The following is a 25,500-nucleotide window of genomic DNA, read 5'->3' as shown; positions in this document are numbered from 1 at the left end:
GTCACCGCGCCCCCGCCCCGGCAGGACGTCAGCCATGAGCAAGGATGAGAAGGCCGCCGGCCTGATGAAGACGATCATGCCGGAAGGGTTCGTGTTCGATCCCGAACGCGGCGCGCGCTGGTTCACCCGCGCTGGCCACACCGGCTTCCTCGGCATGGAGTACCACGATCACGGCGAGGACTGGATCGAGCTCGCCCTGCCCTGGCGCGAGGATCTCGTCGGCGTAGAGGAAACCGGCGTGCTCGCCTCGGGGCCGATCATCAGCCTGCTCGACAATGCCACCTCCATGTCGGTCTGGACGCGGCAGGGCACTTTCAACCCGCAAGTCACGCTCGATCTTCGCATCGACTATGTGCGCGCCGCCACGCCGGGCAAGACGGTGATCGCGCGCGCCGAATGCTATCAGGTGCGCCGCTCGATGGCCTTCGTGCGCGGGATCGCCCACGATGGCGACATCACCGATCCGGTCGCGCACACCGCCGGCATCTTCATGCTGGTGAGCAGCGAGGGGTGGTCGAAGCCATGAGCGGTTACAATCTGCCTCCCTACGCCCGGACCATGGGCATGGAAGTCGACCACATCGAGGACGGCGCGCCGGTCATCGCGATGGACTTTGCCGAGCGTGTGCAGGGCCGGCCGGGCTTCCTTCACGGCGGCGCAATCGGCGGACTGCTGGAGATGGCCGCCCACGCTGCCCTCCGCGCAGAGCTCGACCGGCAGGGCAGCGCATCCCGCATCAAGCCGGTCAACATCAGCATCGAATATCTGCGCGGCGGCGTGCAGGAACGCACCTTCGCGCGCGGCGAGGTCATCCGCGCCGGCCGCCGCGTGGCGAACGTCCGGGTCGAGGCCTGGCAGGGCGACCGCAGCAAGCTGGTCGCCAGCAGCTGGATGAATTTCCTGCTCGCTGCGCCCAAGGAAAGCTGACCGTAAATGGCATGATTGCGGCCCGTTGGGATGCGCCCTGCCGCGTTCCTGGCCGAATTGTCTTGCAATTTTTACACAGGCTTCTAAAGAAAACTCGCCTCACGTCGATTGCGACGGAATTTGACGGCTGCTTTGTCAGCGTCCTTTCCTTTTCATGATGCCTGGCTTTTTCAACCGGCAAGCGCCGGTTTTTCCATGCTGCTCTCGTTGAAGTGAGACGGGCATCGACGTTTTGATTTGAGCTGCAGGAACCCGGTTCCCGCATCTCCGACTCCCTCGATTTCCTTTCAAGTGACGACCAGACGCACGACCCCGTCGGCATTCGCGCCGGCGGTCACTCCCGTTTCTTGAAAGGAAGCGACCATGACTATCGGAACCGTAAAATTCTTCAACGAAGACAAGGGCTATGGCTTCATCCAGCCGGATGACGGCGGCAAGGACAGCTTCGTCCACATCTCCGCCGTGCAGGCCGCCGGCCTCGCCACGCTGAGCAAGGACCAGCGCGTCAGCTATGACGTCGAGACCGGCCGCAATGGCAAGGAATCGGCGATCAATCTCGCCAGCGCGAACTGATCGAGGCGAGCCCGCAGCAGCCAGTTCGCTGGTCGCTGCGGGCGCCTACCTTCCGCCTGCCTCTTTTGCGGAGTCGACGTAGATGGCGTTGTCCTATGAATTTCTCGTCGAACGCGCCGATCAGGCGGCAACCGAAGCATCGGGTGCCAAGCTCGACAACGTGCGTGATCGTGCGCTGCGTTCCGAGAAGGCATGGCGCGCCATGGCCGATCAGCTGCGCGAAGTTGCCGAAGGCCGGGAACGTTCGCGCCTGGAACGGCTCGCCGACAGCCCCAGTCCGGCCTGAATGACCGATCTGCCCGATCTTGATCTTCCCCAGCTCTTTGCGGCGCTGGAAGTCTCTGACATTTGTGCGATCAACGGCATCGCCAGCCTTGCCAACATCCTGCGCCAGCGCGGCATGCTCACGATCACCGAAGCCTCGGCGCTGCACCAGAGCATGAGCTTGCCGCTGAGCCTTCCCCGCCACGCAAACAATCCGGCGGTGCAGGAACTCCAACTGCACCTCGACCAGCTCTTCGCGCACATCGTCGCGCCGGACTAGGGTTCGATCACCACCACGATGCCGCCTTCGGGCTCGGCATCCCCGGGCGCAATGCGCATCGCATCCGCCCTCAGCCGCGCCAGCACCGCACCCGGCACCTGCGGACCCGCCACAACCGCATCGGCCTGCCCCAGCAGCCGCGCCTCGCGCAGCGTAAGGTCATCGGGATCAGGCGAACGCAGCCGGATCGTGAACCGGCCAGCCGCGCCATCCGCACCGCCCTCCAGCCAGCCCTGCACCCGCGCCGCGTCACCTTCACGCAGCGGATCGAGCGCGCCGCCATCTTCCAGCGCCGCATCGAGCGCGCGCCTGCGTTCCGGCCCTGTAGGCCAGCGCGAACGCATTGCGCCGCGCGCTGCGTAAAGCGCTTCCGCCAGCGCCCCCAGCCCTTGCGGCAGCAGCCGTTCCAACCGCAGCCGCAGCGCTTTCGCCAGCCCCGCCGAGGCCCCGCCGGTGCCCACCGCGATCAGCACGGGCGCACGGTCGATGATCGAAGGCGTGGTGAAATCGCACAGCGCCGGCTTGTCGACGACATTGACCAGCAGCCCTGCCCCCCGCGCGCGGATCGCATCGGCCTCGCAGGCGCCTGCATCCTCATGCGCGATGAACGCCAGCCGCGCGCCCGTATCAATGCCTTCGGCCAGATCCTCGATCACCTTGCCGCCCGCGCGCAGCACCAACCGCCGCTTCGCCTCCGCCGCCTCGCCATGGCCCAGCACCACCACCGGCTGCCCGGCAAGGCGATGAAACAGCGGGAGGCTTGGGAGCGTCATGCGAAACGCCTATGCTGTGCTGGGTCCTTCGACAAGCTCAGGACGAGCGGACCTAAGGGCAAGACCCAAAGACCCACGCACGGAAAACCCCACGTCCGCTCACCCTGAGCTTGTCGAAGGGTGCTAGCGCACCGCGAGCCTCACAGCAGGAAGGCCGGCACGCGCTCTGCAGACAGGATCGTCGAGGGCTCGATGCGGTCGGCCACCACCGCCCACTTCGCGCCATCCACCATCACCTCGGGCACCATGGGGCGCGAGTTGTAGGTGTTCGCCATTGTCGCGCCATAAGCGCCGGCAGTGCGGAATACCGCCAGATCACCCCGCGCCACTACGTCGATTTCCCGCGCCATCGCAAAGGTGTCGCTCGATTCGCAGATCGGGCCGACGATATTGGCGGTCATCGTCTCGCCCTTCGGCGTCACCGCGCTGAAATCGTGCCACGCGTCATACATCGCCGGGCGCGCGAGATCGTTCATCGCCGCATCGACGACCACCCAGGGATGCAGCGCGCCCTGCTTCACGCGCACCACTTCGGTCAGCAGCACGCCGGTGTTGCCGGTGATCAGCCGCCCCGGCTCGAACATCAGCGTCACGTCCCAGTCCTGCGTGACTCGCGCGACCATCGCGGCGTAGTCCGCCGGTTGCGGAAACACTTCACCCGCCCTGTAAGGCACGCCCACCCCGCCGCCGAGGTCCATGTGCGTCACCGAAAAGCCTTCCGCCCGGATCGCCTGCATCAGCGCCCCGGCCTTGGTGAAGGCTGCCTCCAGCGGATCGAGCCGCGCAAGCTGGCTGCCGATATGAAGCGCGAGGCCGCGCAGATCGAGGCCCGGCAGCACGGACAGCCGCGCATAGATGCCCGCAGCACGATCGTAGGGCACGCCGAACTTGTTCTCGGCCTTGCCGGTCGAGATCTTGGCATGCGTGCCGGCATCGACATCGGGATTGATGCGTAGCGTTGCGGTCGCGGTCAGCCCCATGCTCGCCGCGATCTCGGCAAGCTCTTCGCCCTCTTCCTCGCTCTCGAGGTTGAACTGTCCGCAGCCCGCCTGCAGCGCCCGGCGCATTTCCGCCGCGGTCTTGCCCACGCCCGAGAACACCACGTCTGCGGCAGGAATACCGGCCGCGAGCGCGCGGTCCAACTCGCCCGCCGAGACGACATCAGCGCCGTAGCCTTCCGCCGCCAGCACCTTGAGTACGGCGAGGTTGGGGTTGGACTTCACCGCAAAGGCGAGGTGAACCTTGGGCAGCACCGAGAGCGCATCGCGGAACACCCGCGCATGGCGCGTCAGTGTCGCACGCGAATAGACATAGACCGGCGTACCGACTTCAGCCGCGATCAAGGGCAGCGGCACGTCTTCGGCATGAAGCACGCCGCCGCGAAATTCGAAATGATCCATTGGGGTATTCCTGGAAACTGGGGTCCGGCGCAGGGCCAGAGCAGGGTTCTATTCTTCCGGCGGCAGATCGAAGGGATCGTCCTCGCGGTCCTCCGAGCGGCTGCGCAGCTCGATATTGCGCTGCGGTTTCGCCTGAACCGGCGGGGTCAGCAGCACGTCGGGCCCAGGTTTGTCCTCGCGGCCGAAGGGCGCGGGGGGCAGGGAGTGACCTTTGAGCGGCATAAGCTCGCGCCGCGCGCCGCAGCCCGCCAGTGCGGTGCCCAGGGCAGCCAGCAGGATCAGGGTGCGAAAGTTGCGCATCAGGCCTCGATGTCCTTTGGCAGCCCCAGCGCAACACGCGCCTCGGCCACGCGCTTCCTTACCTCGTCCGGCGCAGTTCCGCCATGGCTGGCGCGCGCGGCCACGCTCGCCTCGACCGAAAGCGCGGCGAACACGCGCTCGTCCACACGGCTGTCGATGGTCTTGAGGTCTGCGAGCGCCAATTGATCGAGCGCCACGCCGCGGCTTTCCGCCAGCTTCACCGCCGCGCCGGTGATGTGGTGCGCCTCGCGGAAGGGGATGTTCGCCTGCCGCACCAGCCAGTCGGCAAGGTCGGTTGCGGTCGCATAGCCGAGCTCCGCCGCACCGCGCATCCGTTCGGTGCGGAACGTGGCTTCGGCCACCATGCCCGTCATCGCCGCGATCGAAAGCGCGAGCAGCGACGCCGCCTCGAACACCGGCGGCTTGTCGTCCTGCATGTCCTTCGAATAGGCGAGCGGGAGGCCCTTCATCGTGATCATCAGCGCCGTCAGGCACCCCACGATCCGCCCCGAATGCCCGCGCACGAGTTCTGCCGCATCGGGGTTCTTCTTCTGCGGCATGATCGAGCTGCCGGTCGAAAGGCTGTCGGGCAGGGTGACGAAACCGAACGGCTGGCTCGCCCAGATCACGAACTCTTCCGCCAGCCGCGAAAGGTGCAGCGAGCACTGCGCCGCCGCCATCAGGAAATCGAGCGCGAAATCGCGGTCGGACACCGAATCCAGGCTGTTCGCCGTCGGCCCGTCAAAGCCCAACGCCGCCGCCGTGGCGTGCCGGTCGATCGGGAAGCCCGTCCCCGCCAGCGCAGCCGCGCCCAGCGGGCACTGGTTCATCCGGATGCGCGCATCGGCAAAGCGCGACCGGTCCCGCCCGATCATCTCGTAATAGGCCATCAGGTGATGCCCCAGAGTGACCGGCTGCGCGGTCTGCAAGTGCGTGAAGCCGGGCATGATGCTCGCGGCATGTTCGCCCGCGCGCGTCACCAGAGCCGCCTGCAACGCCTCCAGCGCCGCACCGGTCTGGTCCACCGCATCGCGTACCCAGAGCCGGAAATCGGTCGCCACCTGATCGTTGCGGCTGCGCGCGGTGTGCAGCCGCCCCGCCGCCGGACCGATCAACTCGGCCAGCCGGCTTTCGGTCGTCATGTGGATGTCTTCGAGATCCCAGTTTTCGGGCACCCCGCTGGCCTCATACTCGGCGGCGACCTGATCGAGACCGCCCGCAATCAGCGCCGCATCTTCCGCGGTCACGATCCCCTGCTGGCCCAGCATGGCCACATGGGCCTTTGACGCGGCGATGTCCTGCCGCCACAAGGCCTTGTCGAAGGGAATCGAGGCGTTGATTTCGCGCATGACGGCCGAAGGGCCCGCCGCGAAGCGCCCGCCCCACATCTGGTTGGAGCCTGAATTGCCGCTCATGTCGCCGCGTCCGTCCGCCTTCTTGGTCCCGCTCGTTATCGCGGGCCTTCTCGCCGGGTGCGATAGGCAAACCCCGGCGGACACGCAACCGCAGAGCAGTGCCTCTGCCAGCACTTCTGAAGCGCCCGCCGCGCCTGCTGAAGGCGCGGAAGCCTTCAACGGCACGCTCGACATATCGAGCCGCGGCGCCGCGCTGCCCGATCTTACCTTCACCGACCCCTCGGGCAAGAAGGTGCGCACGCTCGATCTCAAGGGCAAGCCGCTGCTGATCAACCTCTGGGCGACCTGGTGCGGTCCCTGCGTGCTCGAAATGCCCACGCTCGATGCGCTGGCCGCAGCCAAGGCCGGCAAGCTCACGGTCCTTACCGTCTCGCAGGATCTGGATCAGGCCAAGGCGGTGGATGCCTTCTTCAAGGACCGCAAGCTTACGCATCTCGCGCCCTGGCTCGATCCGGACAACGCCCTCAGCCAGCATTACAATACCGGCGTCCTGCCCACCACCGTGCTCTATGATGCCGCTGGCAAGGAGGTCTGGCGGATGATCGGCTCGCACGATTGGGCCGGCCCGCGCACCGATGCAATACTGGCTGATACGCTGCGCTAGATCAGATTCCGATCCGATTGCATCGGACCGACTGCTCCAGCCATTTGTTTTACCGCGTTTTCCGAGCCAGCAGGTGATTCCACCTGCTTCGAAAACGCTCTAGGCGGTCGCACCGGTCAGCCGGTGCAGGCGATCCTTGATCGCCAGCTTGAGCTTCTTCAGCCGTATCAAGCGCCAGCGATCGGGCGCCTTGCGCGCCTGCTCGCGCCCGATTTCGGTCTCCAGCCGGTGGTGGACCAGCGAGAGCCGATAGTCTTGTGCATGCATTGCCTCTCTCCTCATCCGAATGGTCGGTTCGAGCCGGCCCGGTGCAGTCCTGATGCGTGGGGGGGGATTGGACTGTCCGGGTCGGCTCGATGCGGTCCGACATCGCAGCTGCCTGCGGGGGAGGAGACAGCTGCCAGAGGGGCCCGGTCCGCACGTGATGAGATAACGTTGCGGCGCCCGGGCAGCCAATCGGATTTGCTGCCGGCAGCCTATAAGCAAAGCCTATGGCGCAAAGGACATGCGAAAACCGGACTGGTGGGCGGTGAGGGGCTCGAACCCCCGACCCTCTCGGTGTAAACGAGATGCTCTACCAACTGAGCTAACCGCCCCGGCATGCCGGAACCCGCGCTATTGCTAGGTTTTGGGTGCTTCGTCAATCGGCGCTAAAGCACCCTGCGCCCGGACGGCTGCTGTTCCGGCACCTCGCCGCCCACGGTTTCGACCAGTTCTTCGGGCGAGATGGGTTTGTGGAAGGCCACGCCAGCTTCATGCCCGTGGCTCCACACCACCTGACCGAAAATCTCCTGCGCCCCCCAGCGCAGCAGCACATCACGGCCCTGACGCGGCGGGACGGTGCGCAGGCTCACGCGCGCGCCTGTTTGCGAAAGGTCGCGCAGTTCGCCATCCATGCGGCTCGCCACGGAGATCAGGATCATCCGTTGCCCGGCATCGACTCGCGCATAGCGGCGGCGATTGCCAAACCGGTCGCTCCGGTTCTTGATTGTCGTCATCGCCCTCGCTCCTGCGGCGAGCAGGCGGCGGCGAAGCGCTCGTTCATGCGGCCATCCCCAGCGACTGGCCGAATCCAAGGTCTACGCCCGCACTCACGCTCTGCAGGCACGATGCCACATCAACGCCGCGCTGGCGGATCGCCCAGTTCCGGCACCAGTCAAGCGCATCGCAGGTCTCGACGAACGCCCGCCGCTCGCTGCGATTGACCCAGCGCAGCGCCAGCGACCAGTCACACAGCTTGAGCCAAAGCGCGCGCTCGTTGCGGAAGCTCTGTTCGATCGCGCAGACGGCCTCCAGATAGGCATTGATCGAGATCTGGCCCGCTTCGTATTTGCCGAAGGCTTCCTCCAGCGCGGCCAGCACCCTCTCATAGCGGTCGGCGTGCTGCCGGATCCGTCGCTGAAGCATTTCCATTGCGAACTGCATTGCGATCCTCATTTATCTTCAAGGTGTTAGAGTGACAGTGGTGGTCGTGATGTTGAGCGTGTTGTTCAGTTGGTTGCTGAAGGTGTGCAGCGAACTGATGATGGCCACCGAGATCAGCGCGACGAGCAAACCCATCTCGATTGCGGTGGCGCCGCTCTGGTCTTCTACCAGCAACCGGTGCAGCAACCGCTTGATCATGACCTCGGAACAGGGGCGGACAGCCACTGCTCCTCCAGCGCGCCAAGCGCCTGCCAGTCTGCCGCCCGGCGCGAATCGTCGCGCCGCAGCGTGGCCCACTCCAGCGCGTGAAGGGTCACCGAAATCCGCTCGGCAATGCCGATGTGATCGGCCGGCGCCTTGAAGGTCTTCAGCTTATCGATGGCCTGATACATTCGGCCTCGCAGACCGGGCGTGACATAGCCGAAGCCATTGGCTTCCCGGACCACCCGATAAATCGCCCCATAGCTTTCGCGCACTTCTTCCATAGCGACGCCTCCCCCGCTGATGGAGACATTGTGTAAGGACCGCATCTTAACCGTGCGCTTTAACGACCATCACCAAATGGGCCGATGATCGAGGACAAGATGAAAGGCCCGCTGCCAAACTGCAGATGGCGCTTAACCCTGCTCTTTATTTTTATTTCTCAATGATTTATGCGGATTTTCTGGCGCTGCCATGATTGGCGCGCGCGCACAAAGGCAGCGCTTCTCCGCACCGCCAGCGCCCTGCGCAATCGTGAATCCTGCGAAATGTACGTATTAACACGCGGTCGCAGCCTCCGATCCTGACCGCGCATACGATCCCTTGCTCCCGCGACGGACCGCCCATCGGCGCGGAAGTGCCGCATGATTCTGCAGGAGACACAATTCGTCACAAATCAGACGACGGTAGGCAATCAAATGACACCATCGGAGCAGCAGCCCCATTTGCAACGGAGTCGCTCATGCTGCTTGCCTCGCTTGCTCTTTCAGCCGCCCTGCTCGCTGCCCCGCCTGCTCCCCCGTCCACGCTTGCCACCGCCATTGCTCACGCTGCCCCGGCGCCTTGCAATCCCGATGCGATGAAGAACATTGCCTGCACCGCGCAGCGCCACACCCCATCGCCGCGCGCGGCGGCATCTGTGCCGATCGCCTGCAATCCCGATCCGCTCAAGGGCGCGGCCTGCCATGCCCACGCCGCACAGGCCCGTGCCGAAGCCCGCAGCAACGCCGCGCGCGGTGATGAACTCGCCGCAGTGGATTGACCTGCTCATGCGGGGGGCTTGCCGCCTCCCCTGCCCCCCTCTAGGCTCGGAACACGGCCATGACTGCACCCTCCATTCTGCTGGTTGAAGACGACGTTTCGCTCCGCATGCTGACCGCACGCGCCCTGCGGGAGAACGGCTACGCCGTCCGCACGGCGGCGACCGGTGCCGAAATGTGGGTCATGCTCGAGGCAGAGCCGGCCGAACTCGTGGTCCTCGACATCATGCTGCCCGGGGCCAGCGGGATCGAACTGTTCCGAAAGCTGCGCCGTCAGAGCGATGTGCCGATCATCTTCGCCTCGGCGCGCGGCAGCGAAGAAGACCGCGTGCTCGGGCTCGAACTCGGCGCGGATGACTACATCGCCAAGCCCTATAGTGCGCGCGAGCTCATCGCACGGATCGGCGCGGTCCTGCGGCGCGGCGGCGGCGAAGGCATCGCCAAGGGTGACGAACGCACCAGCGAAGTCCACTTCGAAGGCTGGATCCTCTCGCTCTCGCGCCGCGAGCTGCGCTCGCCCAGCGGCGCGATGGTCGATCTCACCGGCGCCGAATTCGATCTGCTGGCCACCTTCGTCAGCCACCGCCAGCGCGTGCTCGGGCGCGAACGGCTGATCGAACTTTCGCGCACGCGGCTGGGTGACAGTTCGGATCGCAGCATTGACGTGCTGGTCAGCCGCCTGCGCCGCAAGCTTTCCGCCAGTGGCAGCGAACCGCCGATCGTGACGGTGCGCGGGGTTGGCTACATGTTCAAGGCGGAAGTCCGGCGGGGTTGAAACGCCAGAATCGCCTGGGATTTCGCCGCCTTGGCCTGACCGAACGGTTGCTGGCGATCCTGCTGCTGGTCGCCGCGGTCGATTTCCTCGCCAATACATTCCTGTTCGATTCGGCAACGACCACGGCGGTGCAGCGCGACGATGCCGCGCGCATCGGCGAGCATCTGGCCCTGGCCGCCCGCGCGATTTCCCGCGAAGCGCCCGAGCGGCGTCCCGAGGCGGTTCGCGCACTTTCGTCGCGGCGCTTCACGCTCGAATGGTATCCCCGCGCTCCGCGGGTGGCAGCCACATCCCAGGATACGGCCCTGACGGCTCGCATTCTTACGGCTGGACCCGCGCTGGCGGAAAATGGCCAGCACCTCTTCGTGGAGCATGCGCGCGGCAGCCGCGATGTCGCCGGCACGCTCGTCATGGCCGATGGCAGTGCGCTTGGTTTCGAAACGTATGCCGGCGAAGTGCGGCTTCAGCTTTCGCTCTGGCAGATCCTGCCGATGCTGCTGCCCACGCTGGTGCTCGGCGCGCTGGCATGGTTCATGTTCCGCGCGACGATGCGATCGTTGCAACGCCTTGTCAGCGCGCTGCGGCACATCGAAACGCCGAGTCTTGGCGGCCTGCCCGAACAGGGGCCCGATGAAGTGCGCCGCTTGATTCGCGCTTTCAACCAGATGCAACGCCGCATCAAGCGCCAGCAGGCCGAGCGCACCCAGTCCATGCTTGCCATCGGGCACGACTTGCGCACACCGCTGGCGCGGCTCCAACTGCGGCTCGACGGCGCTGGGCTCGATGACGAAACGCGCGCCGAGCTGGAACACGATATCGGCGAGATGCGCCATTTGCTCGAATCGCTGCAGGCCTTTGTCGAAGCTGGCGGAACCCAGATCCCGCCGCAGCGCATCGATATCGCGATCATGGCTGCCACCCTGGTCGATAGCGCCGCCGATCAGGGCCTCGATGCGCATTACGATGGCCCCGAGAGCTGCGAAATCATGGCGCGCGCGGTCTCGATCCGCCGGGCGCTGGCAAACCTTATAGACAACGCGCTGCACTATGCCGGCAATGTCCGCGTCTCACTGGCCAGCGAGCCCTATGCCGTTGTGATCCGCATCGAGGATGATGGCCCCGGCATTCCCGAAGACCGCATGGAAGACGTGTTCCAGCCCTTTTTCCGGCTCGACACCGCCCGCACGCGCGATACGCCGGGCATGGGGCTGGGCCTTGCCATCGTGCAGGCGGCGGTCAAGCTGGAAGGCGGCACCCTGTCGCTGATCAACAAGCGACAACTCGATGGCGAGGGCACGGGGCTGGCGGCGGTGATCAGCCTACCCCTTCCGGCAGCGGCGAATCCCACCTGACTCCCACGCTGTTGCAAAAACATCGCAGCCCGTTTTTTTTGCGCTGCAGCACGAGTAGCAACATTACGACACCATCCAGCAATCAAGCAGCAAAATCGTTACCGTAAGTATTACTCCACCGCACGGGACGTAGCACCAATTGGTGAGATGCTACGCGGAGTGTGGCCGCAGGCAGGAACGGTATCCTTAATCTCGGGCTCAGTCCCAGGGAGGTCGTTCCAGATGAATTTCCGTCTTGCCACCATGGCACTCATGACTGCCGTTTCCGCGCTGGCCGCTACTGCGGCGCACGCCGAGGAAACCGCGCCTCCCCCGGCTGTGACCGTCTCGGGCACCGTTGCACTCGTTTCCGACTACCGCTTCCGCGGCGTCTCGCAGTCGAACGGCGGCGCAGCCGTTCAGGGCGGCATCACCGTCAGCCACGAAAGCGGAGCCTATGCGGGCTTCTGGTCGTCGAACCTCGCCGGTTGGGGCACCTTCGGCGGTCCGAACCTCGAACTCGATCTCATCGCCGGCTACAAGGTCCCCGTCGCCAAGTCCGTTGCGCTCGACGTCGGCCTGACCTGGTACACTTATCCCGGTGGCTCGAGCAAAACCGCCTTCGTCGAACCCTATGTCAAGCTTTCCGGCACGCTCGGGCCGGCCAGCGTCACCACCGGCGTGGCTTATGCCCCCAAGCAGCAAGCGCTGGGCAAGTGGTACAACTCTGGCGCCTCCGCCGTTGCGGGCGTCTATGACAATCCGGGCGCCAAGACGGACAACTTCTACATTTGGACCGACGCCGCTGCCGGCATCCCGTCGACGCCGGTCACCCTCAAGGGCCACATCGGCTACTCGAAGGGCAACTCGGGCCTTGGCCCCAACGGCACCAGCGTCACGCCGACCGGCGAATACGTCGATTGGCTGCTGGGCGCGGACATCGCGCTCGGCAAGCTGACGCTCGGCCTCGCCTATGTCGATACCGACATCAGCGACGCCGAGGCGGCCTACCTGCAGCCCAACTTCTCCTCGACCAAGAACGGCAAGACCATCGCCGGTTCGAAGTTCGTGGCCTCGATTACCGCTGCATTCTGATCGCATTTACGAGGTACGCAGCCTGTCCCCTCGGCCCGATGGCCGGGGGGACCCTTTTGGCTCCCCTCCAGCAATCCGGCCAAGCGGCTTCACCAGCCACGATCACCAACCAGCCAGACGGGCGGGGACTGCAAGCGAACGCGCTGCAGACACGCCTCGCGCGCTATCGCAAGGCGCCCGCTGGCAAACTCACAATGACAGGGAAAAAGGTGCGAACCTCCCGGTGAAGCGGGGGGGACCAGAAGGCTCGCACCCATTTGCGACCGCGAAGAGGAGCTTTGCTCCATCGACCCGATGCATCAGAGGTGGGCTTCGGCCCCCGCGCTCTCAACCTGTCCCGGAGGGCAAATCACGCCACTTTGGCGCGGTTCGCAGCCCCCTCGGGCGACTCGTGCGCATTGCCGCCAGGTCGGGCGTCAGAGGCCCGCTTCGATCGCCATGCGGATGGCGTCCGCGCTCGTGCGAACACCCAGCGCGCGCAGCACCGCCGCGCGGTGGAGCTTGACCGTCCGCTCGCTCAGCCCAAGCTCGTAGGCGATCTGCTTGTTGAGCCGCCCGGCCGCGATGCATTCGAGGATCTCGCGTTGCCGGCGCGAAAGCGAGGCGACCTTCTCGCGCGCTTCCACCGCGCGGGCGCTGGGCACCGCATCGGCTGCCCCGGCGATTTCCACCTGGCTGCCGAGGAACCATTCAAGCTCCCCCGCAGCATCGAAGATCGGCGCGATCATCACCGCGTTGCGGAACGGGGTCCCATCGCGTTTGTAGTTGAGCAACTCGACCATCACCGGCACGCGTGCCGCGATGCCATCGCGCAACTGTGCGGTCAGTTCCGGTTCGGTGCCCGGGCCGCGCAGGAAACGGCAATTGCGCCCGATGATTTCATCGCGCCCATAGCCGGTGAGTTCCATGAAAGCCGCGTTGCAATCCACGATGGGATTGTCCGGCAAACGCGGGTTGCTCACCACCGCGGCCACCAGGCTGTTCTCAATCATTGCGCCAATTGCCATATTCTTTCCCTTCGGCTCCGGAGCGCCGCGCGCAATTGCCCTTAGGTCCATGTTCCCAAAAACCGGCCCCGTCCCGATCCTTAGAGCCAAGATTGCTGCGTGGGTAAACCCATTTGCGACGGTGCTGCAATATGTGCCGCGCGGATTTCTGCCCTCGTTCTGCAGCAAGTGCGTAGCCCATTCCGGCGCGCAACTTCCTCTCGTCCACGGAGCGCACGCATGAATTACGTAAATCACGAGTTCGAAGCGCGCGACGAGGACGGAAAACTGATCGTTCCCGAACCTGTTCAGGAAGCAATCCGCACGCTGCTGCGCTGGGCGGGCGATGATCCGCAGCGCGAAGGCCTTGCCGACACGCCGGCACGCGTCGGCCGTGCATGGCGCGAATACTGCGCTGGCTATGAGGAAGACCCCGGCATCCACCTGCGCCGCACTTTCAGCGAAGTCGCAGGATATGATGAAGTCGTCCTGTTGCGCGACATTCCCTTCCAGTCACACTGTGAACACCACCTCGCGCCGATCACTGGCACGGCTTCGATCGCCTACCTCCCACGGAACCGCGTTGTCGGCATTTCCAAGCTGGCGCGCGTGCTGCACGGCTTCGCTCGCCGGCTGCAGATTCAGGAACGGCTGACCAGCGAAGTCGCCAGCTGCATCTGGGACAATCTCCAGCCGCATGGCGTCGCCGTGGTGATCGAGGCGCAGCATGGCTGCATGACCGGCCGCGGCGTGCGTACGCCGGGTGTCGGCATGGTCACCAGCCGCATGCTCGGCTGCTTCCTTGAGGATGACAGCAGTCGCAAGGAAGTGCTGTCGCTGATGGGCCGCAAGTAGCGGCAATCAGATCCATGCGTAGCGTTGCCATCATCGGGGCCGGGATTGCCGGCCTCTCATGTGCAGATGTTCTGGCAAAGGACGGCTGGCGGGTCACTTTGTTCGACAAGGGCCGCAAGGCTGGCGGCCGGATGTCGTCGAGGCGGGTCGAGACCCCCCACGGCGAGGCGAGCTTCGACTTCGGCGCACAGTACTTCACCGTTCGCCATGATGGCTTCGCGGCCGAAGTTGCTCGCTGGGCCGATGCCGGGCTGGCAGTCCGCTGGCCCCATGCGGGTTCTGACGCGTGGATCGGCGTTCCGGCCATGAATGCCGTGGTGCGCGAGATGGCGGCGCGGCACGAAGTGCGCTTTTCGCACCACGTCAGCGGCCTTGCCCGAGAGGGCATGTCCTGGCGCCTCCTTGGTGAGGGCATGCCGACCGAACAATTCGACGCTGCCGTCCTTGCGCTTCCTGCCGAGCAGGCCGCACCGATTCTGACGCTCCACGATTTCGATCTGGCCCGCACGGCACTGTTCGCGCGTTCGCAGCCGTGCTGGACCGGGATGTTCGCCTTCGACAGCCCCCTGCCCCACGGCGAGGACATCCTGCGCAACCACGGCATCCTCGCCTGGGCCTCGCGCGATAGCGCCAAGCCAGGTCGGCGCGGACCGGAGAGCTGGGTGGTCCAGGCCACGCCGCAATGGTCGACAGCGCATCTCGAGCGCAGCCCTGAGGAAATCGCACCGCTGCTGCTCGCTGCCTTGCAAGAGGCGACCGGAGCGCATGCCCACATGCCGCTCGCCCATTCCGCGCATCGCTGGCGCTACGCCTTGTCAGCCGGCACCGGGCTCGGCTGTTTGTGGAACGAGCAGCAGCGCATCGGCGCCTGCGGGGACTGGCTGCTTGGCCCGCGCGTGGAATGCGCCTGGATCTCCGGCCGAATGCTGGGCGAACGCATCCTTGGCGCAGCGCGCGAAGCCGCCTGAGCCAGCGATTCGGCGGCTTGAAGCGGAGATGGACGAGCCCCGCGAAATGCCCTGCGAGCCACCATCGCTGCCGGCCCATTCGCACGAGCTCTGCATGGCAAAGTTGCCAGCTTCGCATGGGCTCGCAGCACCGTGGGCCAATCGGGCGCCGAAAGGCCTCTGGAGCTGGGCAGGATGGGCACAATCGCGCCCAGCCCGCCGTTCTCGACGGATGATCGCCGCTAGGCCGGGCTCAAACGAGCGTCGCTGATGCCGCGCCCAGCTCAGCGAAATAGCGCGCCATCGCATCGGCGGCCTTGTCGGTCAGCGTGATGAAGGCGCGGCGGCGATCCGTCTCGTCGTCAACGCGCTGGAGCAGACCCGCGTCGGTCATCTGGCCGATCCAGCGCAGCGCTGTTGTCGGCGGCACGCCCGAGGCGATGCAGAGCGAGGTGACCGAGACGCGCACGTGTTCGGCGCGCGCGGCGGTGAGATCGAGCAGCATGTCCCACGCCGGATCGGCGAAGAGATCGCCTTCGAAAAAGCGCGCGCGCAGCTGGCGCTGGCGGATGATCTTGCGGACTAGCCGCGGGTCGGGAAGCGGCGGGCGGGCGGCGCGAACCAGCCGGTCCGTGCCATCGTCAAGTCGCGCCTCGTCAGCGGAGTCATCGAAGCGGAACGCCGAAGCCTGCGCCGCCGCAGCACCTGAACCGGACGAGAGCGCCTCAAGCTTCTGGGCAATCTGGCCGACCTGTTCGGTAAGGCGCAGCAGGGCGAGCCGGTCTTCCTCCGAAAGTTCGCGCACGCGGTTTCCGGCGCGGGCCAGCGTGCGGCCCAAAGCGATCACGCGGTCTGCACGGCTAGGGGTGACGAGGATCTGCGCGTCGCTCTGATCAAGGCAGCCGAACACATCGTCGAGCGAGCCGATGCTGGTCGAGACCACCAGTTGCGATCCGCTCTTCGCCGCACGCAGATCGAGCCGGGCGAGTGCAGCGAGTTCGGCGCCGTCGATCACGGGGCAATCGACCAGCACGAGATCACCCAGCGCTGGGCCGTTTTCCGAGCCGAGCAGATTGCCGAGATCCGCCGTATGCGCGATGCGCAGTCCGGCCGCCACCGCGTCCTCCTCCATCTCGGCCCGCAAATAGCTGCGGTCCGCGAAAATGGAAACGGCCAGAGCCGATGTGCCGCGATCCTGCACGCGGCCCTGAAGCCTGCCCTCCACCCGATTGCGCATTTCCACCACGGGCGGTGCTCCTGCATCGCCATTGCCGTAGTCGAACTGCCTGGCAGCCTGTCCCATCGAAAGCGCACTCCGTAAATGTCCGTATGTGAACAAGGGAGGAACAAAACAGGTTCAAGTCAAGATCAAAAAGCTCCAAACTGGATGCAGGCCACGGGAACACCTCCGGTAAAGCCGCTGGAATCCCCGCAAATCCAACAGTTTGATCCGCGCATCGCGGATGCATTCCGCATCGCGGCAAACTGGGCTGCAACCGCGCGGAACACGCACTTTCACACCGGCCAGATCGGCCAGGGCGCGCATCGGCTTTGATTCGGCGTGGCCGTCGTCAGTCGACGAAAGGATCGCGCACGAGGATCGTGTCCTCGCGTTCCGGGCTGGTCGAGACGAGCGCGACCGGGGTTTCGATCAGTTCCTGCACGCGCTGGATATACTTGATCGCCTGCGCCGGCAGGTCCGCCCACGAACGCGCGCCGGCGGTCGTGCCCTGCCAACCGTCAATTTCCTCGTAGATCGGTTCGACTGCAGCCTGGTCTGCGGCATGGCTCGGGAAATAGTCCAGCACCTTTCCGCGCAGGCGGTAGCCGGTGCAGATCTTCACCTTGTCGAACCCATCAAGCACGTCGAGCTTGGTCAGCGCAATGCCGGTGACGCCCGAGATCGAGCACGACTGGCGCACCAGCACCGCATCGAACCAGCCGCAGCGGCGCTTGCGCCCCGTCACCGTGCCGAATTCGTGGCCGCGTTCACCCAGTTGCTGGCCAACTTCGTCTTCCAGTTCGGTCGGGAACGGGCCCGAACCGACGCGGGTGGTATAGGCCTTGACGATGCCGAGCACGAAACCGGTCGAATTGGGGCCAAGGCCCGAACCCGAAGCCGCCGTGCCCGAAACGGTGTTGGACGAGGTGACGAAGGGATAGGTCCCGTGATCGACATCGAGCAGCACGCCCTGCGCGCCTTCGAACAGGATGCGCGCGCCCGCCTTGCGCACCTTTTTCAGGCGCTTCCACACCGGCTGCGCATATTGCAGCACGAAGGGCGCGATCTCGCGCAGCTCTGCCAGCAGCGCAGCGCGGTCCACCGGCGGCTGGCCGAAACCGGCGCGCAGGGCGTCATGATGGGCGCAAAGCCGGTCAAGCTGCGAATCCAGTGCATCGAGATGCGCAAGATCGCAGACGCGGATCGCGCGGCGGCCGACCTTGTCCTCATAGGCCGGGCCGATGCCGCGTCCGGTGGTGCCGATCTTGCCCGAGCCTGCGGCGGTTTCGCGCAGGCCGTCGAGATCGCGGTGCAGCGGCAGGATCAGCGGGCAATTGTCTGCAATCGCGAAGTTTTCGGCATGGATGGTCACGCCCTGCCCGGTCAGCTTCTCGATCTCCGCCTTGAGTGCCCAGGGATCGAGTACCACGCCGTTGCCGATGATCGAAAGCGTGCCCCGCACAATGCCGGACGGCAGCAGCGAAAGCTTGTAGACCGAACCGTCCACCACCAGCGTATGGCCCGCGTTGTGACCGCCCTGGAAGCGCACCACGGCATCGGCGCGGCTTGCCAGCCAATCGACGATCTTGCCCTTGCCCTCATCGCCCCACTGGGCGCCGATCACGGTCACGTTGGCCACGGCTCACGCTTTCATTCTGTTGCAGTTCAAAGTCGGCTGGCGCCCTAGGGGAGTGTGGCGCTGAGGGCAAGGGAAAGGGGCCGCCACCAGCTTATGGGGGATGGCCATGCAAATTCATTTCGATTATCGCCGAATTATCGAATCAGGAGCCGAGCTTGACCATATCTCTTGCCCTGCCCCGCGCGGTTGATCTGCTATCGGCGCTGGCACAAGGGCACCGGCTCGCCGTGTTCCGCCTGCTGGTGAAGGCCGGACCTGAGGGCCTGCCCGCCGGCGTAATCGCGCGCGAAGTGGGCGTGCGGCCCAACACGCTCTCGACTCACCTCGCGATCCTCGATCATGCCGGATTGGTCCATGCCCGGCGCGAGGGCCGCTCGCTGATCTACTCGGCAGACTATGCCGCGATGCGCACGTTGATGAGCTTCCTCGCGGAGGATTGCTGCGGCGGAAGGCCGGAAATCTGCGCGCCGCTCGCTGAACTCGCGCCCGATTGCGGGGCCTGCGCATGAGCCTCGCGCGGCGGATCGTGGCGGAAGGGCTCGGCACCCTGCTCCTGCTCGCCGTGGTGGTCGGCTCCGGCGTGATGGGCGCACGGCTGGCGGGCGGCAACGACGCCATCGCGCTCCTGGGCAACACGCTCTCGACCGGTGCGGGGCTCGTGGTCCTGATCCACATGTTCGGCCCGATTTCCGGCGCACACTTCAATCCCGCGGTGACCCTGGCGACCGTGCTGCGCCGTGAACTTGGCCCGGTGGACGCGTTCGGTTATATCGCGGCGCAAATCATCGGCGCAGTGCTGGGCGTGTGGCTGGCGCATGCGATGTTTGCACTGCCGATGCTGCAGATCTCTGCCCACTCACGCGGCGGTTGGGCGCAGGGCCTTGCGGAACTGGTCGCCACATTCGGACTGCTCGGCACGATCCTCGCCGTCTCGAAGCACCGCCGCGAGTTCACGGCTGTGGCGGTGGGGCTCTACATCACTTCGGCCTACTGGTTCACCGCCTCCACGTCGTTCGCCAATCCAGCGGTGACGCTGGCGCGCGGGCTCACCGATACGTTTGCGGGCATCGCGCCCGCATCGATCCCCATGTTCATCGCCGGACAGCTGGTCGGCGCGCTTGCCGCCCTTGCCGTGTTCGGCTGGCTTCTGGCAGAGGACCACACATGACTGACAGTTTCCCGATCACCATCTACCACAACCCCAAGTGCGGCACCTCGCGCAATACGCTGGCGATGATCGAGGCGGCGGGCTACGCGCCCACGGTCGTCGAATACGTCAAGGCCGGCTGGACACGGCCGCAGCTTGACCAGATCCTTGCCGACATGGGCGCGGCACCGCGCGAGATCATGCGCACCAAGGGCACCCCCGCGGAGGAACTTGGCCTCACCGATCCCGCGGCGAGCGACGAGGCGATCCTTGCAGCGATGGTGGAGCACCCGATCCTGGTGAACCGGCCCATCGTGGTAACGCCGAAGGGCACCAAGCTGTGCCGCCCTTCGGAACTGGTGCTCGACCTGCTCGACAGGAAGCCCGAGAGCTTCACCAAGGAAGATGGCGAGGTCGTGAAGCTCTAAAGCTTCACCGGCTCGCCGCCGCGCAGTTCGTGCGTGCAGCCGAGCTTGGGGGCGCTGTCCGCCTCGCTCAGTGCTGCGACCGTGCGCCAGCCGATGCTGCGCAGACGGGCGGCGATATCGCGGTCGTGCCCGAGGGGCAAGAACACGCTCTCCGGTGCCGGTTCGGCTTCGGCAACCTGCGCGATCAGGGCATCGGGATAGAGCGAGAAGCCGGTCGCGGCCTCACCCTCTCCGGAGCCTGCGATCCGGTAGGTGCCGCCCCGCCCCAGCGCGCCGCGTACCCCATCGGCATAGAGCGTAAAGCCCAGCCAGGACTGATACTCGAAGCCGTGGCGCTCCGAAGGATCGAGCGTGAGCCGCGCGGTGCCGCCCAGCGTTGCGGCAATCTCGCGCAACGCGGCGATGCGGCTGGCAAGCGCGCCGCCAGCGTCGATGGCCGAAAGCTTGTCAATCGCCGTATCGAAATCGCCGGTGGCGTAGAGCAGCGGGACATAGGCCTCGCCGCCCGCATCGACGAGCCCGCCCGCATCCTTGGTATCAAGCTCGCGCCGCACCGCTTCGATCTGCTGCGGCGCCAGCGGGAAAGCCTTGGCAGCAAGGGTATCGACCAGATCGGGCAGCGTGAAATCGACGCTGACACCCTGTGCGCCGGCGGCCTGCAACGCCTCGATGGCGATGGCGACCACTTCGGTGGCCGCTGCGACATTGTCCGTTCCGATCAGTTCCGCGCCGCACTGCAGCCGCTCGCGCGCAGGATCGAGCGCGTCGCCCTTGATCGTCAGCACCTGCCCCGCATAGCACAGCCGCAGCGGGCGCGCGGCACCGGCGAGGCGGGTTCCGGCAATGCGGCCGATCTGCGGCGTATGGTCGCTGCGCAGGCCCATCATCCGCAGGGACGCCGGATCGACAAAGCGGAACATGCGCCGCTGGTTGATCCCGTCCATCCGCGCGGCCAGGCTGCGCTCGAACTCGATCATCGGCGGCAGCACGCGGTCATAACCGTGGCCGTGCATCACGTCCTGCAAGCTGCGCATGACGCGCGTGGTCGCGGCAGCTTCGCGCGGGAGACGGTCTTCGAGGCCCTCAGGCAGGAGATCGGAATTCGGTTCGGTCATGACAGCCGCGCCCTAGACCATGGCGCGCGAGAATCGAACCCCAATTGCGCAAGTTGGGCGCGGCGGGTGGCAGGTGCCAGCGGCAGGGTGCGGGGAGCGCGAAGTTGACGCAGTTGACACAGTCCATGGGGAAAACTGTCAGCCCCGGCGAGAAGGCTTGCGGCGCTGCGGCGAGGCGCGAAGTATGGCGGGACTGCGGCAGGTTGGCGAGGCATGTGAGGACTATGCCGCATGGTCGTGGTTGTAGGACAGCCGATTATAAATAACCGACGCGTCTGTTATTCATTGGAGAAAATTGGGCTCGACAGCGGGCCGATTGGATCGGGCGAGTCTTTCGCAAGTCATCAACAGCCGCGGACGGATCTCCGGTTTTTTGCGTCGTGCAGAAACCGGGACGTTGGCGGAGACGAAGCGCCCGGGTGGCAGCTTGCCGAAACGAAAAAGCCCCCGCCTTGCGCAGGGGCTTTGCGGCGCGGACTGGATGAACGCTTAACTGAAAGCGGGATCCTTCTTCATCCGCACGATGCAGCTGCCGATGTCCATCGACTTCTGCTCAAAGGCCCCCCGTTGCAATTCAGCATTGGCCTCAGCCACCTTGCCGCTGCGATGCAGAAGAAGAACGTGCGATGCGCACATGTGAAACTCCGCATGCGTCGTCTTGAACTCCTGGAAGATGCGGGAGGTCGCGTGCTTCCTGCCGCCCTCGCCATATATCCATTTGCCGACTTCGCAGACATCATCCCGCTTTATCGTGTTGTAGTCGATCATTTCTTCGCCCTTGATCGCCCGGATGAGGCGATTCTTGACGGCGCTGTGGGTCATCATGGCTCGATCGAGAAATTCAGACACTGGATGGGCTCCTCACTTGACGTATCCGCCGACCAAACTGACCGCAGTTAGCCACCGGGAACTTCGACCGACATCGCTGTCGTCATGAGTTTGAACCTATCCATTCGTCATTAATTCAGGTGATATCGGGATGCAGGATATTCCCTTAGTACGTCTTTCGAGTTCTCTGGGGTCACGGTGATGTCGCAGCATTCCTCCTATTTCGCTGCTCTGGATTGCTTCGCTTCGCTCGCAATGACGAAAAGGTCGCGCGGCGGTGGGCGCAACGACGCATCGCGCGCCAGCCCCATCACCCCAGCACGGAAAAGCTGCTCGCGCGGTTGATCGGCCTCAGCCGCGAGAAGGCGGCGAGGCCCACGTCCCTCCCCGACACCGGCAGGCGGAACTGCAAGGGTGAACGGTCGTGGTCGGCGCCGTTCATCACGCTTTCGATCAGATGGCCCATCAGTCCGCCGACAAGCGGGGCGTTCTTGAACTGGTTGCCGCTGGTGCCGACGGCGGTGAAATAGCCTTCGATGTCGCTCCTGTCGTAGACCGGAATCCAGTCCTCGCTGACGTCGTAGAGCGCGGCGAAGCCCTGGGCGGTGTTGGGAATGCCAAGGTGCGGGAAGCGCAGGGCGGCGCGCCAGACCTGATTGGTCCATTGCTCGGAGAGGCTGGTCTCGTAGTCTTCGCTGTCGAGATATTCGAGGTGGTCGCAGGCAGGTTCGAGCGAGCCGATCAGCAGGTGATCGGATTGCTCCGGGCGCATGTAGATGCCGGCGTCGGCGTCGGTCATGACGAAGCGCAAGGAGGGCCCTTGCGGGCTCTGCGGCATGGGGACGTAGGCAACTTCCTGTCGCAGCGGGCGGGTGCTGATGTGCTCCGGCTGGTGCGCATCGGCGACAAGGCCGTTCACCCAGCGCGACGCCGGCCCCGCGGCGTTGATGACGATGGGCGCATGGATCAGGCCGCTTTTGTCGCAGGTCAGGCCGGTGATCTTTCCGGCGGGTTGGTGGACGGCGAGGACGGTATCGTTGAAGCGGAAATGGCCGCCAGCGCGCTCCACCGCCTGCGCGATCTGGGCGGTCGCCAGCTGGGGATCGCTGATATAGCCGCCGGTCGGGCAGAACATCGCGCCGGTGATGGCCTCGCCAGCGGTTTCACCGAACAGGGGATCATCGATGCGACGCGCGGGGCTGAATTGGCGGAGGTCCGCGCCGGGAAGCCATTCGGGAAGCTCGCTTGAAGCGACATCGGTGAAGGGAACGCCGACCTCGCGCATGATGGCGCGCGTGCCTGCCAGCTGGCGATTGTCTGCCGCTTCGAGGACGAGGCAGCCGCATTCGTTGTAGTGCAGCGCGGAATCGGGGCGGTAGCCCAGGTACTCCTCCCAGTTCTGCCAGGCGAAGTGCGCTTCATAGGCGAGCGCGGTGCCGTCCACGGTCGAATAGTAAGGCCGGATGATCGCGGCAGACCACGATGTGGAGCCGTGCCCCGGTGCGGGGCCGCGATCGACATTCAAGGTGCGGTAGCCGCGCCGCGCCAGATCGAGCGCGATGGCGCATCCGATGACGCCGGCACCGATGATCACGGCGTCGTATGCGCTTCTTTCGGTCATTCGAGGCTGATTCCCTCTCCCAACCCTCTCCCCTGAAGGGGAGAGGGTTTTCAGGATATCAATGGAAGATATCGGTCCAGAGCATCCACTTGCCGTTCACCAGCTTGTAGACGACGACAGCGGTGACGTTGGCGTGGACCGAGTTGGCGCCCTTGGTGTCGTATTCGACGCGGGAGATTTCGCGGATGTAGGTCGGCGAGAGGCGCTCGGTTTCGAGGACGGTGAGCTTGAGGTTGGTGATCGCGGTGGCAGCGCCGGTCCACCATGCGGTGATATCCGCGCCCTTGTAGAGCTTGTTGTCGCCCGGGAGCATGGTGGCGTCGGCAGCGTACATCGCGCCGACGGCGGCGGTGTCGCCCTTGTTGAACGCAGCGGCGAGCGCGTCGTCGGCGGCCTGGATCATGGCATTGTCGTTGGCGAGTGCGGGTGTTGCGGAGAAAACGAGTGCGGCCGCGGCGAGAAGTGTCTTGCGCATGAGAAGTGAGCCCCCTTGGGAATGGTCCCCGAGGGTGAGAGGCTATGGGGCTTTGTCCAGCGCGTCAAACACCGCGCAGGGATGCGCCCCGAAGGGCGGGCGTAGCGCCGGCAGCCTTCGACAGGCTCAGGATGAGCAAGCACTGGAAAAAGGGGACAGTCCCCATTTAATCTACGCGCCGTAAGCGGCATATTAAACAGGAACTGTCGATACTTGGAGCCGATAAAATAGGGACTGTCCCTATTTTTAGAACTTCAGCGCGCGCACCGTGCGGACGCCGGGGACGGTGCGGGCTTCGGCCAGCACCGCCTCGGTGACGGGGCTATCGACCGAGAGCAGCAGCACCGCCTCACCGCCGGCCTCGCGGCGGCCGAGGTGGAAGGTGCCGATGTTGATGCCGGCCTTGCCGAGCAGCGTCCCGATCGAGCCGATGAAGCCCGGCGCATCCGAGTTCACGATATAGAGCATGTCGCCCGCCAGATCGGCTTCGATGCTGATGCCGAAGATTTCGACCAGACGCGGCTGGCCGTTGGCGAACAGCGTGCCCGCAACCGAGCGATCGCCCTGCGCGGTGCCGACGGTGACGCGCACCAGTGTGTGGTAGTAGCCTTCACGGTCGTGCCGCACTTCGCGCACGTCGAGCCCGCGTTCCTTGGCGAGGAAGGGCGCGTTGACCATGTTCACGGTCTGCGAATACTGCTTCATCAGACCCGCCAGAACCGCGCCGGTAATCGGTTTCTGGTTGAGCTGCGCAGCGGCACCTTCCACTTCGATGGCGATCTTGGTGAGGTTGTCGTGCGCGAGCTGGCCGACGAGGCTGCCGAGGCGTTCGGCAAGCGCCATGTAGGGCTTGAGCTTGGGCGCTTCCTCCGCCGAGAGCGAGGGCATGTTGAGCGCATTGGTGACGCCGCCGGTGGTGAGAAACTCGCCCATCTGCTCGGCCACCTGCAACGCGACGTTGACCTGCGCTTCGGTCGTGCTTGCGCCGAGGTGCGGGGTGCAGATGAAGTTGGGCGTGCCGAACAGCGGCGATTCCTTGGCGGGCTCGGTCTCGAACACGTCGAGCGCAGCGCCGGCGATATGGCCGGCATCCATCAGGTCCTTCAGCGCGGCTTCATCGATCAGGCCGCCGCGCGCGCAGTTGATGATGCGTACGCCCTTCCTCGTCTTGCCGAGGTTTTCGCGGCTGAGGATGTTCTTCGTCTCGCTGGTAAGGGGCGTGTGCAGCGTGATGAAATCAGCCTTGGCGAGCAGTGTATCGAGATCGGCCTTTTCGACGCCGATCTCGATCGCGCGTTCGGGGGTGAGGAAGGGATCGTAGGCGACGACCTTCATCTTGAGGCCGAGCGCGCGGCTGGCGACGATCGAGCCGATATTGCCCGCACCGATCAGGCCGAGCGTCTTGCCGGTCACTTCGACGCCCATGAACCCGTTCTTCGGCCACAGACCCTGCTGGGTCTGCGCGTTGGCCTCCGGGATCTGACGGGCGAGCGCGAACATCAGCGCGATGGCGTGTTCGGCGGTGGTGATCGAGTTGCCGAACGGGGTGTTCATCACCACCACGCCCTTGCCAGTGGCATAGGGGATATCGACGTTGTCGACGCCGATGCCGGCGCGGCCGATCACCTTGAGGTTCGTCGCGGCATCGAGGATCGCCTTGGTCACCTTGGTCGAGGAGCGGATGGCGAGGCCATCATAGTCGCCGATACGGGCGATCAGCTCTTCGGGGGTTTCGCCGGTGATGACGTCCACGTCGCAGCCGCTTTCCGCGAAAATGCGGGCGGCGTTGGGGTCCATCTTGTCGGAAATGAGAACGCGGGGCTTGGTCATGGGA

Annotated in this window: 33 protein-coding genes and 1 tRNA gene; 16 read left to right on the top strand and 18 right to left on the bottom strand. The window is 65.3% G+C overall.

Features of this window, described 5'->3' with window-relative positions; all coding sequences use genetic code 11:
* Window positions 1-34 precede the first annotated feature (34 nt).
* The 5 genes from ACO06X_RS15835 (at window position 35) to ACO06X_RS15815 (ending at window position 2,044) form a co-directional block, all read left to right on the top strand.
* Entirely contained in the window at window positions 35-526 is a 492-nt protein-coding gene (locus ACO06X_RS15835) for a PaaI family thioesterase (protein ID WP_421837174.1), read from the top strand.
* Window positions 523-927, top strand: coding sequence for a PaaI family thioesterase (locus ACO06X_RS15830; RefSeq protein ID WP_298166331.1), 405 nt, complete (start codon window positions 523-525; stop codon window positions 925-927). Before ACO06X_RS15835 ends, ACO06X_RS15830 begins: the two co-directional genes overlap by 4 nt.
* A gap of 363 nt (window positions 928-1,290) precedes the next feature.
* Window positions 1,291-1,500, top strand: a complete 210-nt coding sequence (locus tag ACO06X_RS15825) for a cold-shock protein (RefSeq protein WP_067907594.1) — start codon at window positions 1,291-1,293, stop codon at window positions 1,498-1,500.
* An 82-nt stretch (window positions 1,501-1,582) separates the two neighbouring features.
* Entirely contained in the window at window positions 1,583-1,786 is a 204-nt protein-coding gene (locus tag ACO06X_RS15820) for a hypothetical protein (protein WP_298166081.1), read from the top strand.
* Entirely contained in the window at window positions 1,787-2,044 is a 258-nt protein-coding gene (locus ACO06X_RS15815) for a hypothetical protein (protein WP_421837173.1), read from the top strand.
* Here ACO06X_RS15815 and ACO06X_RS15810 read toward each other — a convergent pair.
* The 4 genes from ACO06X_RS15810 to argH form a co-directional block, all read right to left on the bottom strand.
* A complete protein-coding gene (locus tag ACO06X_RS15810) occupies window positions 2,041-2,817 on the bottom strand; it encodes a siroheme synthase (protein ID WP_421837172.1) in 777 nt (258 codons plus the stop codon). The two genes, ACO06X_RS15815 and ACO06X_RS15810, sit on opposite strands and share 4 nt — an antisense overlap.
* A gap of 140 nt (window positions 2,818-2,957) precedes the next feature.
* Window positions 2,958-4,217 (bottom strand): diaminopimelate decarboxylase, encoded by a 1,260-nt coding sequence (lysA, locus tag ACO06X_RS15805; RefSeq protein ID WP_421837171.1) that lies wholly within the window; start codon window positions 4,215-4,217, stop codon window positions 2,958-2,960.
* Between the two features lie 48 nt (window positions 4,218-4,265).
* Window positions 4,266-4,517, bottom strand: coding sequence for a hypothetical protein (locus ACO06X_RS15800; RefSeq protein ID WP_298166090.1), 252 nt, complete (start codon window positions 4,515-4,517; stop codon window positions 4,266-4,268).
* Window positions 4,517-5,932 (bottom strand): argininosuccinate lyase, encoded by a 1,416-nt coding sequence (argH, locus tag ACO06X_RS15795; RefSeq protein WP_421837170.1) that lies wholly within the window; start codon window positions 5,930-5,932, stop codon window positions 4,517-4,519. The genes ACO06X_RS15800 and argH overlap by 1 nt, the downstream gene beginning before the upstream one ends.
* Window positions 5,933-5,954: 22 nt before the next feature.
* Between argH and ACO06X_RS15790 the strand changes: the two genes are divergently transcribed.
* On the top strand, window positions 5,955-6,536 hold the full coding sequence (locus ACO06X_RS15790; RefSeq protein WP_421837169.1) for a TlpA family protein disulfide reductase: 582 nt from the start codon (window positions 5,955-5,957) through the stop codon (window positions 6,534-6,536).
* A 99-nt stretch (window positions 6,537-6,635) separates the two neighbouring features.
* Here ACO06X_RS15790 and ACO06X_RS15785 read toward each other — a convergent pair whose 3' ends face one another.
* From ACO06X_RS15785 to ACO06X_RS15760, 6 genes are all read right to left on the bottom strand, one after another.
* The gene (locus tag ACO06X_RS15785) at window positions 6,636-6,803 is read right to left on the bottom strand and encodes a DUF465 domain-containing protein (RefSeq protein ID WP_421837168.1); all 168 of its coding nucleotides are present in this window, start codon (window positions 6,801-6,803) and stop codon (window positions 6,636-6,638) included.
* A 253-nt stretch (window positions 6,804-7,056) separates the two neighbouring features.
* Window positions 7,057-7,132: transfer RNA gene (locus tag ACO06X_RS15780), tRNA-Val, on the bottom strand.
* Window positions 7,133-7,186: 54 nt separating this feature from the next.
* Window positions 7,187-7,534, bottom strand: a complete 348-nt coding sequence (locus ACO06X_RS15775) for a PilZ domain-containing protein (RefSeq protein WP_421837167.1) — start codon at window positions 7,532-7,534, stop codon at window positions 7,187-7,189.
* Window positions 7,535-7,577: 43 nt separating this feature from the next.
* The gene (locus tag ACO06X_RS15770) at window positions 7,578-7,949 is read right to left on the bottom strand and encodes a hypothetical protein (protein ID WP_421837166.1); all 372 of its coding nucleotides are present in this window, start codon (window positions 7,947-7,949) and stop codon (window positions 7,578-7,580) included.
* 30 nt (window positions 7,950-7,979) lie between these two features.
* Complete coding sequence (locus ACO06X_RS15765) at window positions 7,980-8,159, bottom strand: Flp family type IVb pilin (protein WP_421837165.1); 180 nt, start codon at window positions 8,157-8,159, stop codon at window positions 7,980-7,982.
* Window positions 8,156-8,446: a hypothetical protein gene (locus ACO06X_RS15760; protein ID WP_421837164.1), complete on the bottom strand. Its 291-nt coding sequence runs from the start codon at window positions 8,444-8,446 to the stop codon at window positions 8,156-8,158. The genes ACO06X_RS15765 and ACO06X_RS15760 overlap by 4 nt, the downstream gene beginning before the upstream one ends.
* A 458-nt stretch (window positions 8,447-8,904) precedes the next feature.
* Here ACO06X_RS15760 and ACO06X_RS15755 point away from each other — a divergent pair, with 458 nt between their 5' ends.
* The 4 genes from ACO06X_RS15755 (at window position 8,905) to ACO06X_RS15740 (ending at window position 12,403) form a co-directional block, all read left to right on the top strand.
* Window positions 8,905-9,204, top strand: a complete 300-nt coding sequence (locus tag ACO06X_RS15755; protein WP_421837163.1) for a hypothetical protein — start codon at window positions 8,905-8,907, stop codon at window positions 9,202-9,204.
* 59 nt (window positions 9,205-9,263) lie between these two features.
* A complete protein-coding gene (locus tag ACO06X_RS15750; RefSeq protein ID WP_421837162.1) occupies window positions 9,264-9,977 on the top strand; it encodes a response regulator transcription factor in 714 nt (237 codons plus the stop codon).
* Window positions 9,974-11,329 carry an ATP-binding protein gene (locus ACO06X_RS15745; RefSeq protein ID WP_421837161.1) on the top strand — a complete coding sequence of 452 codons (1,356 nt, stop codon included), beginning with the start codon at window positions 9,974-9,976 and terminating at the stop codon, window positions 11,327-11,329. The genes ACO06X_RS15750 and ACO06X_RS15745 overlap by 4 nt, the downstream gene beginning before the upstream one ends.
* A 222-nt stretch (window positions 11,330-11,551) precedes the next feature.
* Window positions 11,552-12,403: a TorF family putative porin gene (locus ACO06X_RS15740; RefSeq protein WP_421837160.1), complete on the top strand. Its 852-nt coding sequence runs from the start codon at window positions 11,552-11,554 to the stop codon at window positions 12,401-12,403.
* Window positions 12,404-12,819: 416 nt separating this feature from the next.
* On the opposite strand, the gene ACO06X_RS15735 is transcribed toward ACO06X_RS15740, so the two are convergent.
* Window positions 12,820-13,395: a LuxR C-terminal-related transcriptional regulator gene (locus tag ACO06X_RS15735; protein WP_421837159.1), complete on the bottom strand. Its 576-nt coding sequence runs from the start codon at window positions 13,393-13,395 to the stop codon at window positions 12,820-12,822.
* Window positions 13,396-13,629: 234 nt separating this feature from the next.
* Here ACO06X_RS15735 and folE point away from each other — a divergent pair, with 234 nt between their 5' ends.
* A complete protein-coding gene (gene folE, locus ACO06X_RS15730; RefSeq protein WP_421837158.1) occupies window positions 13,630-14,244 on the top strand; it encodes a GTP cyclohydrolase I FolE in 615 nt (204 codons plus the stop codon).
* 14 nt (window positions 14,245-14,258) lie between these two features.
* Window positions 14,259-15,212: an NAD(P)/FAD-dependent oxidoreductase gene (locus ACO06X_RS15725; RefSeq protein WP_421837157.1), complete on the top strand. Its 954-nt coding sequence runs from the start codon at window positions 14,259-14,261 to the stop codon at window positions 15,210-15,212.
* A gap of 232 nt (window positions 15,213-15,444) precedes the next feature.
* Here the strand turns inward: ACO06X_RS15725 and ACO06X_RS15720 are convergent, their stop codons facing one another.
* Complete coding sequence (locus ACO06X_RS15720; RefSeq protein WP_421837156.1) at window positions 15,445-16,494, bottom strand: winged helix DNA-binding protein; 1,050 nt, start codon at window positions 16,492-16,494, stop codon at window positions 15,445-15,447.
* Between the two features lie 18 nt (window positions 16,495-16,512).
* On the opposite strand from ACO06X_RS15720, the gene ACO06X_RS15715 reads away from it, so the two are divergent.
* Complete coding sequence (locus tag ACO06X_RS15715; protein ID WP_421837155.1) at window positions 16,513-16,746, top strand: hypothetical protein; 234 nt, start codon at window positions 16,513-16,515, stop codon at window positions 16,744-16,746.
* A gap of 16 nt (window positions 16,747-16,762) precedes the next feature.
* Here the strand turns inward: ACO06X_RS15715 and ACO06X_RS15710 are convergent, their stop codons facing one another.
* Complete coding sequence (locus ACO06X_RS15710) at window positions 16,763-18,052, bottom strand: adenylosuccinate synthase (RefSeq protein ID WP_421837154.1); 1,290 nt, start codon at window positions 18,050-18,052, stop codon at window positions 16,763-16,765.
* A 155-nt stretch (window positions 18,053-18,207) separates the two neighbouring features.
* On the opposite strand from ACO06X_RS15710, the gene ACO06X_RS15705 reads away from it, so the two are divergent.
* The 3 genes from ACO06X_RS15705 to arsC are packed head-to-tail and all read left to right on the top strand — an operon-like array spanning window position 18,208 to window position 19,627.
* Complete coding sequence (locus tag ACO06X_RS15705; RefSeq protein WP_421837153.1) at window positions 18,208-18,561, top strand: ArsR/SmtB family transcription factor; 354 nt, start codon at window positions 18,208-18,210, stop codon at window positions 18,559-18,561.
* Window positions 18,558-19,220: an MIP/aquaporin family protein gene (locus ACO06X_RS15700; protein WP_421837152.1), complete on the top strand. Its 663-nt coding sequence runs from the start codon at window positions 18,558-18,560 to the stop codon at window positions 19,218-19,220. Before ACO06X_RS15705 ends, ACO06X_RS15700 begins: the two co-directional genes overlap by 4 nt.
* Entirely contained in the window at window positions 19,217-19,627 is a 411-nt protein-coding gene (gene arsC / locus ACO06X_RS15695) for an arsenate reductase (glutaredoxin) (protein WP_421837151.1), read from the top strand. Before ACO06X_RS15700 ends, arsC begins: the two co-directional genes overlap by 4 nt.
* Here the strand turns inward: arsC and ACO06X_RS15690 are convergent.
* The 5 genes from ACO06X_RS15690 to serA form a co-directional block, all read right to left on the bottom strand.
* The gene (locus ACO06X_RS15690; protein WP_421837150.1) at window positions 19,624-20,742 is read right to left on the bottom strand and encodes an ATP phosphoribosyltransferase regulatory subunit; all 1,119 of its coding nucleotides are present in this window, start codon (window positions 20,740-20,742) and stop codon (window positions 19,624-19,626) included. The two genes, arsC and ACO06X_RS15690, sit on opposite strands and share 4 nt — an antisense overlap.
* Before the next feature lie 489 nt (window positions 20,743-21,231).
* On the bottom strand, window positions 21,232-21,591 hold the full coding sequence (locus ACO06X_RS15685) for a CZB domain-containing protein (protein WP_421837149.1): 360 nt from the start codon (window positions 21,589-21,591) through the stop codon (window positions 21,232-21,234).
* A 289-nt stretch (window positions 21,592-21,880) separates the two neighbouring features.
* Complete coding sequence (locus ACO06X_RS15680) at window positions 21,881-23,191, bottom strand: NAD(P)/FAD-dependent oxidoreductase (RefSeq protein WP_421837148.1); 1,311 nt, start codon at window positions 23,189-23,191, stop codon at window positions 21,881-21,883.
* 58 nt (window positions 23,192-23,249) lie between these two features.
* Entirely contained in the window at window positions 23,250-23,666 is a 417-nt protein-coding gene (locus ACO06X_RS15675) for a DUF4440 domain-containing protein (protein WP_421837147.1), read from the bottom strand.
* Between the two features lie 246 nt (window positions 23,667-23,912).
* The gene (gene serA, locus ACO06X_RS15670) at window positions 23,913-25,496 is read right to left on the bottom strand and encodes a phosphoglycerate dehydrogenase (RefSeq protein ID WP_421837146.1); all 1,584 of its coding nucleotides are present in this window, start codon (window positions 25,494-25,496) and stop codon (window positions 23,913-23,915) included.
* Window positions 25,497-25,500: the final 4 nt, after the last annotated feature.

The sequence above is a fragment of the Novosphingobium sp. genome, from assembly GCF_965229225.1.
GTDB lineage: Bacteria > Pseudomonadota > Alphaproteobacteria > Sphingomonadales > Sphingomonadaceae > Novosphingobium.
Note: the sequence above shows the minus strand (reverse complement) of the source record. Positions and strands in the feature narration are given on the sequence as shown.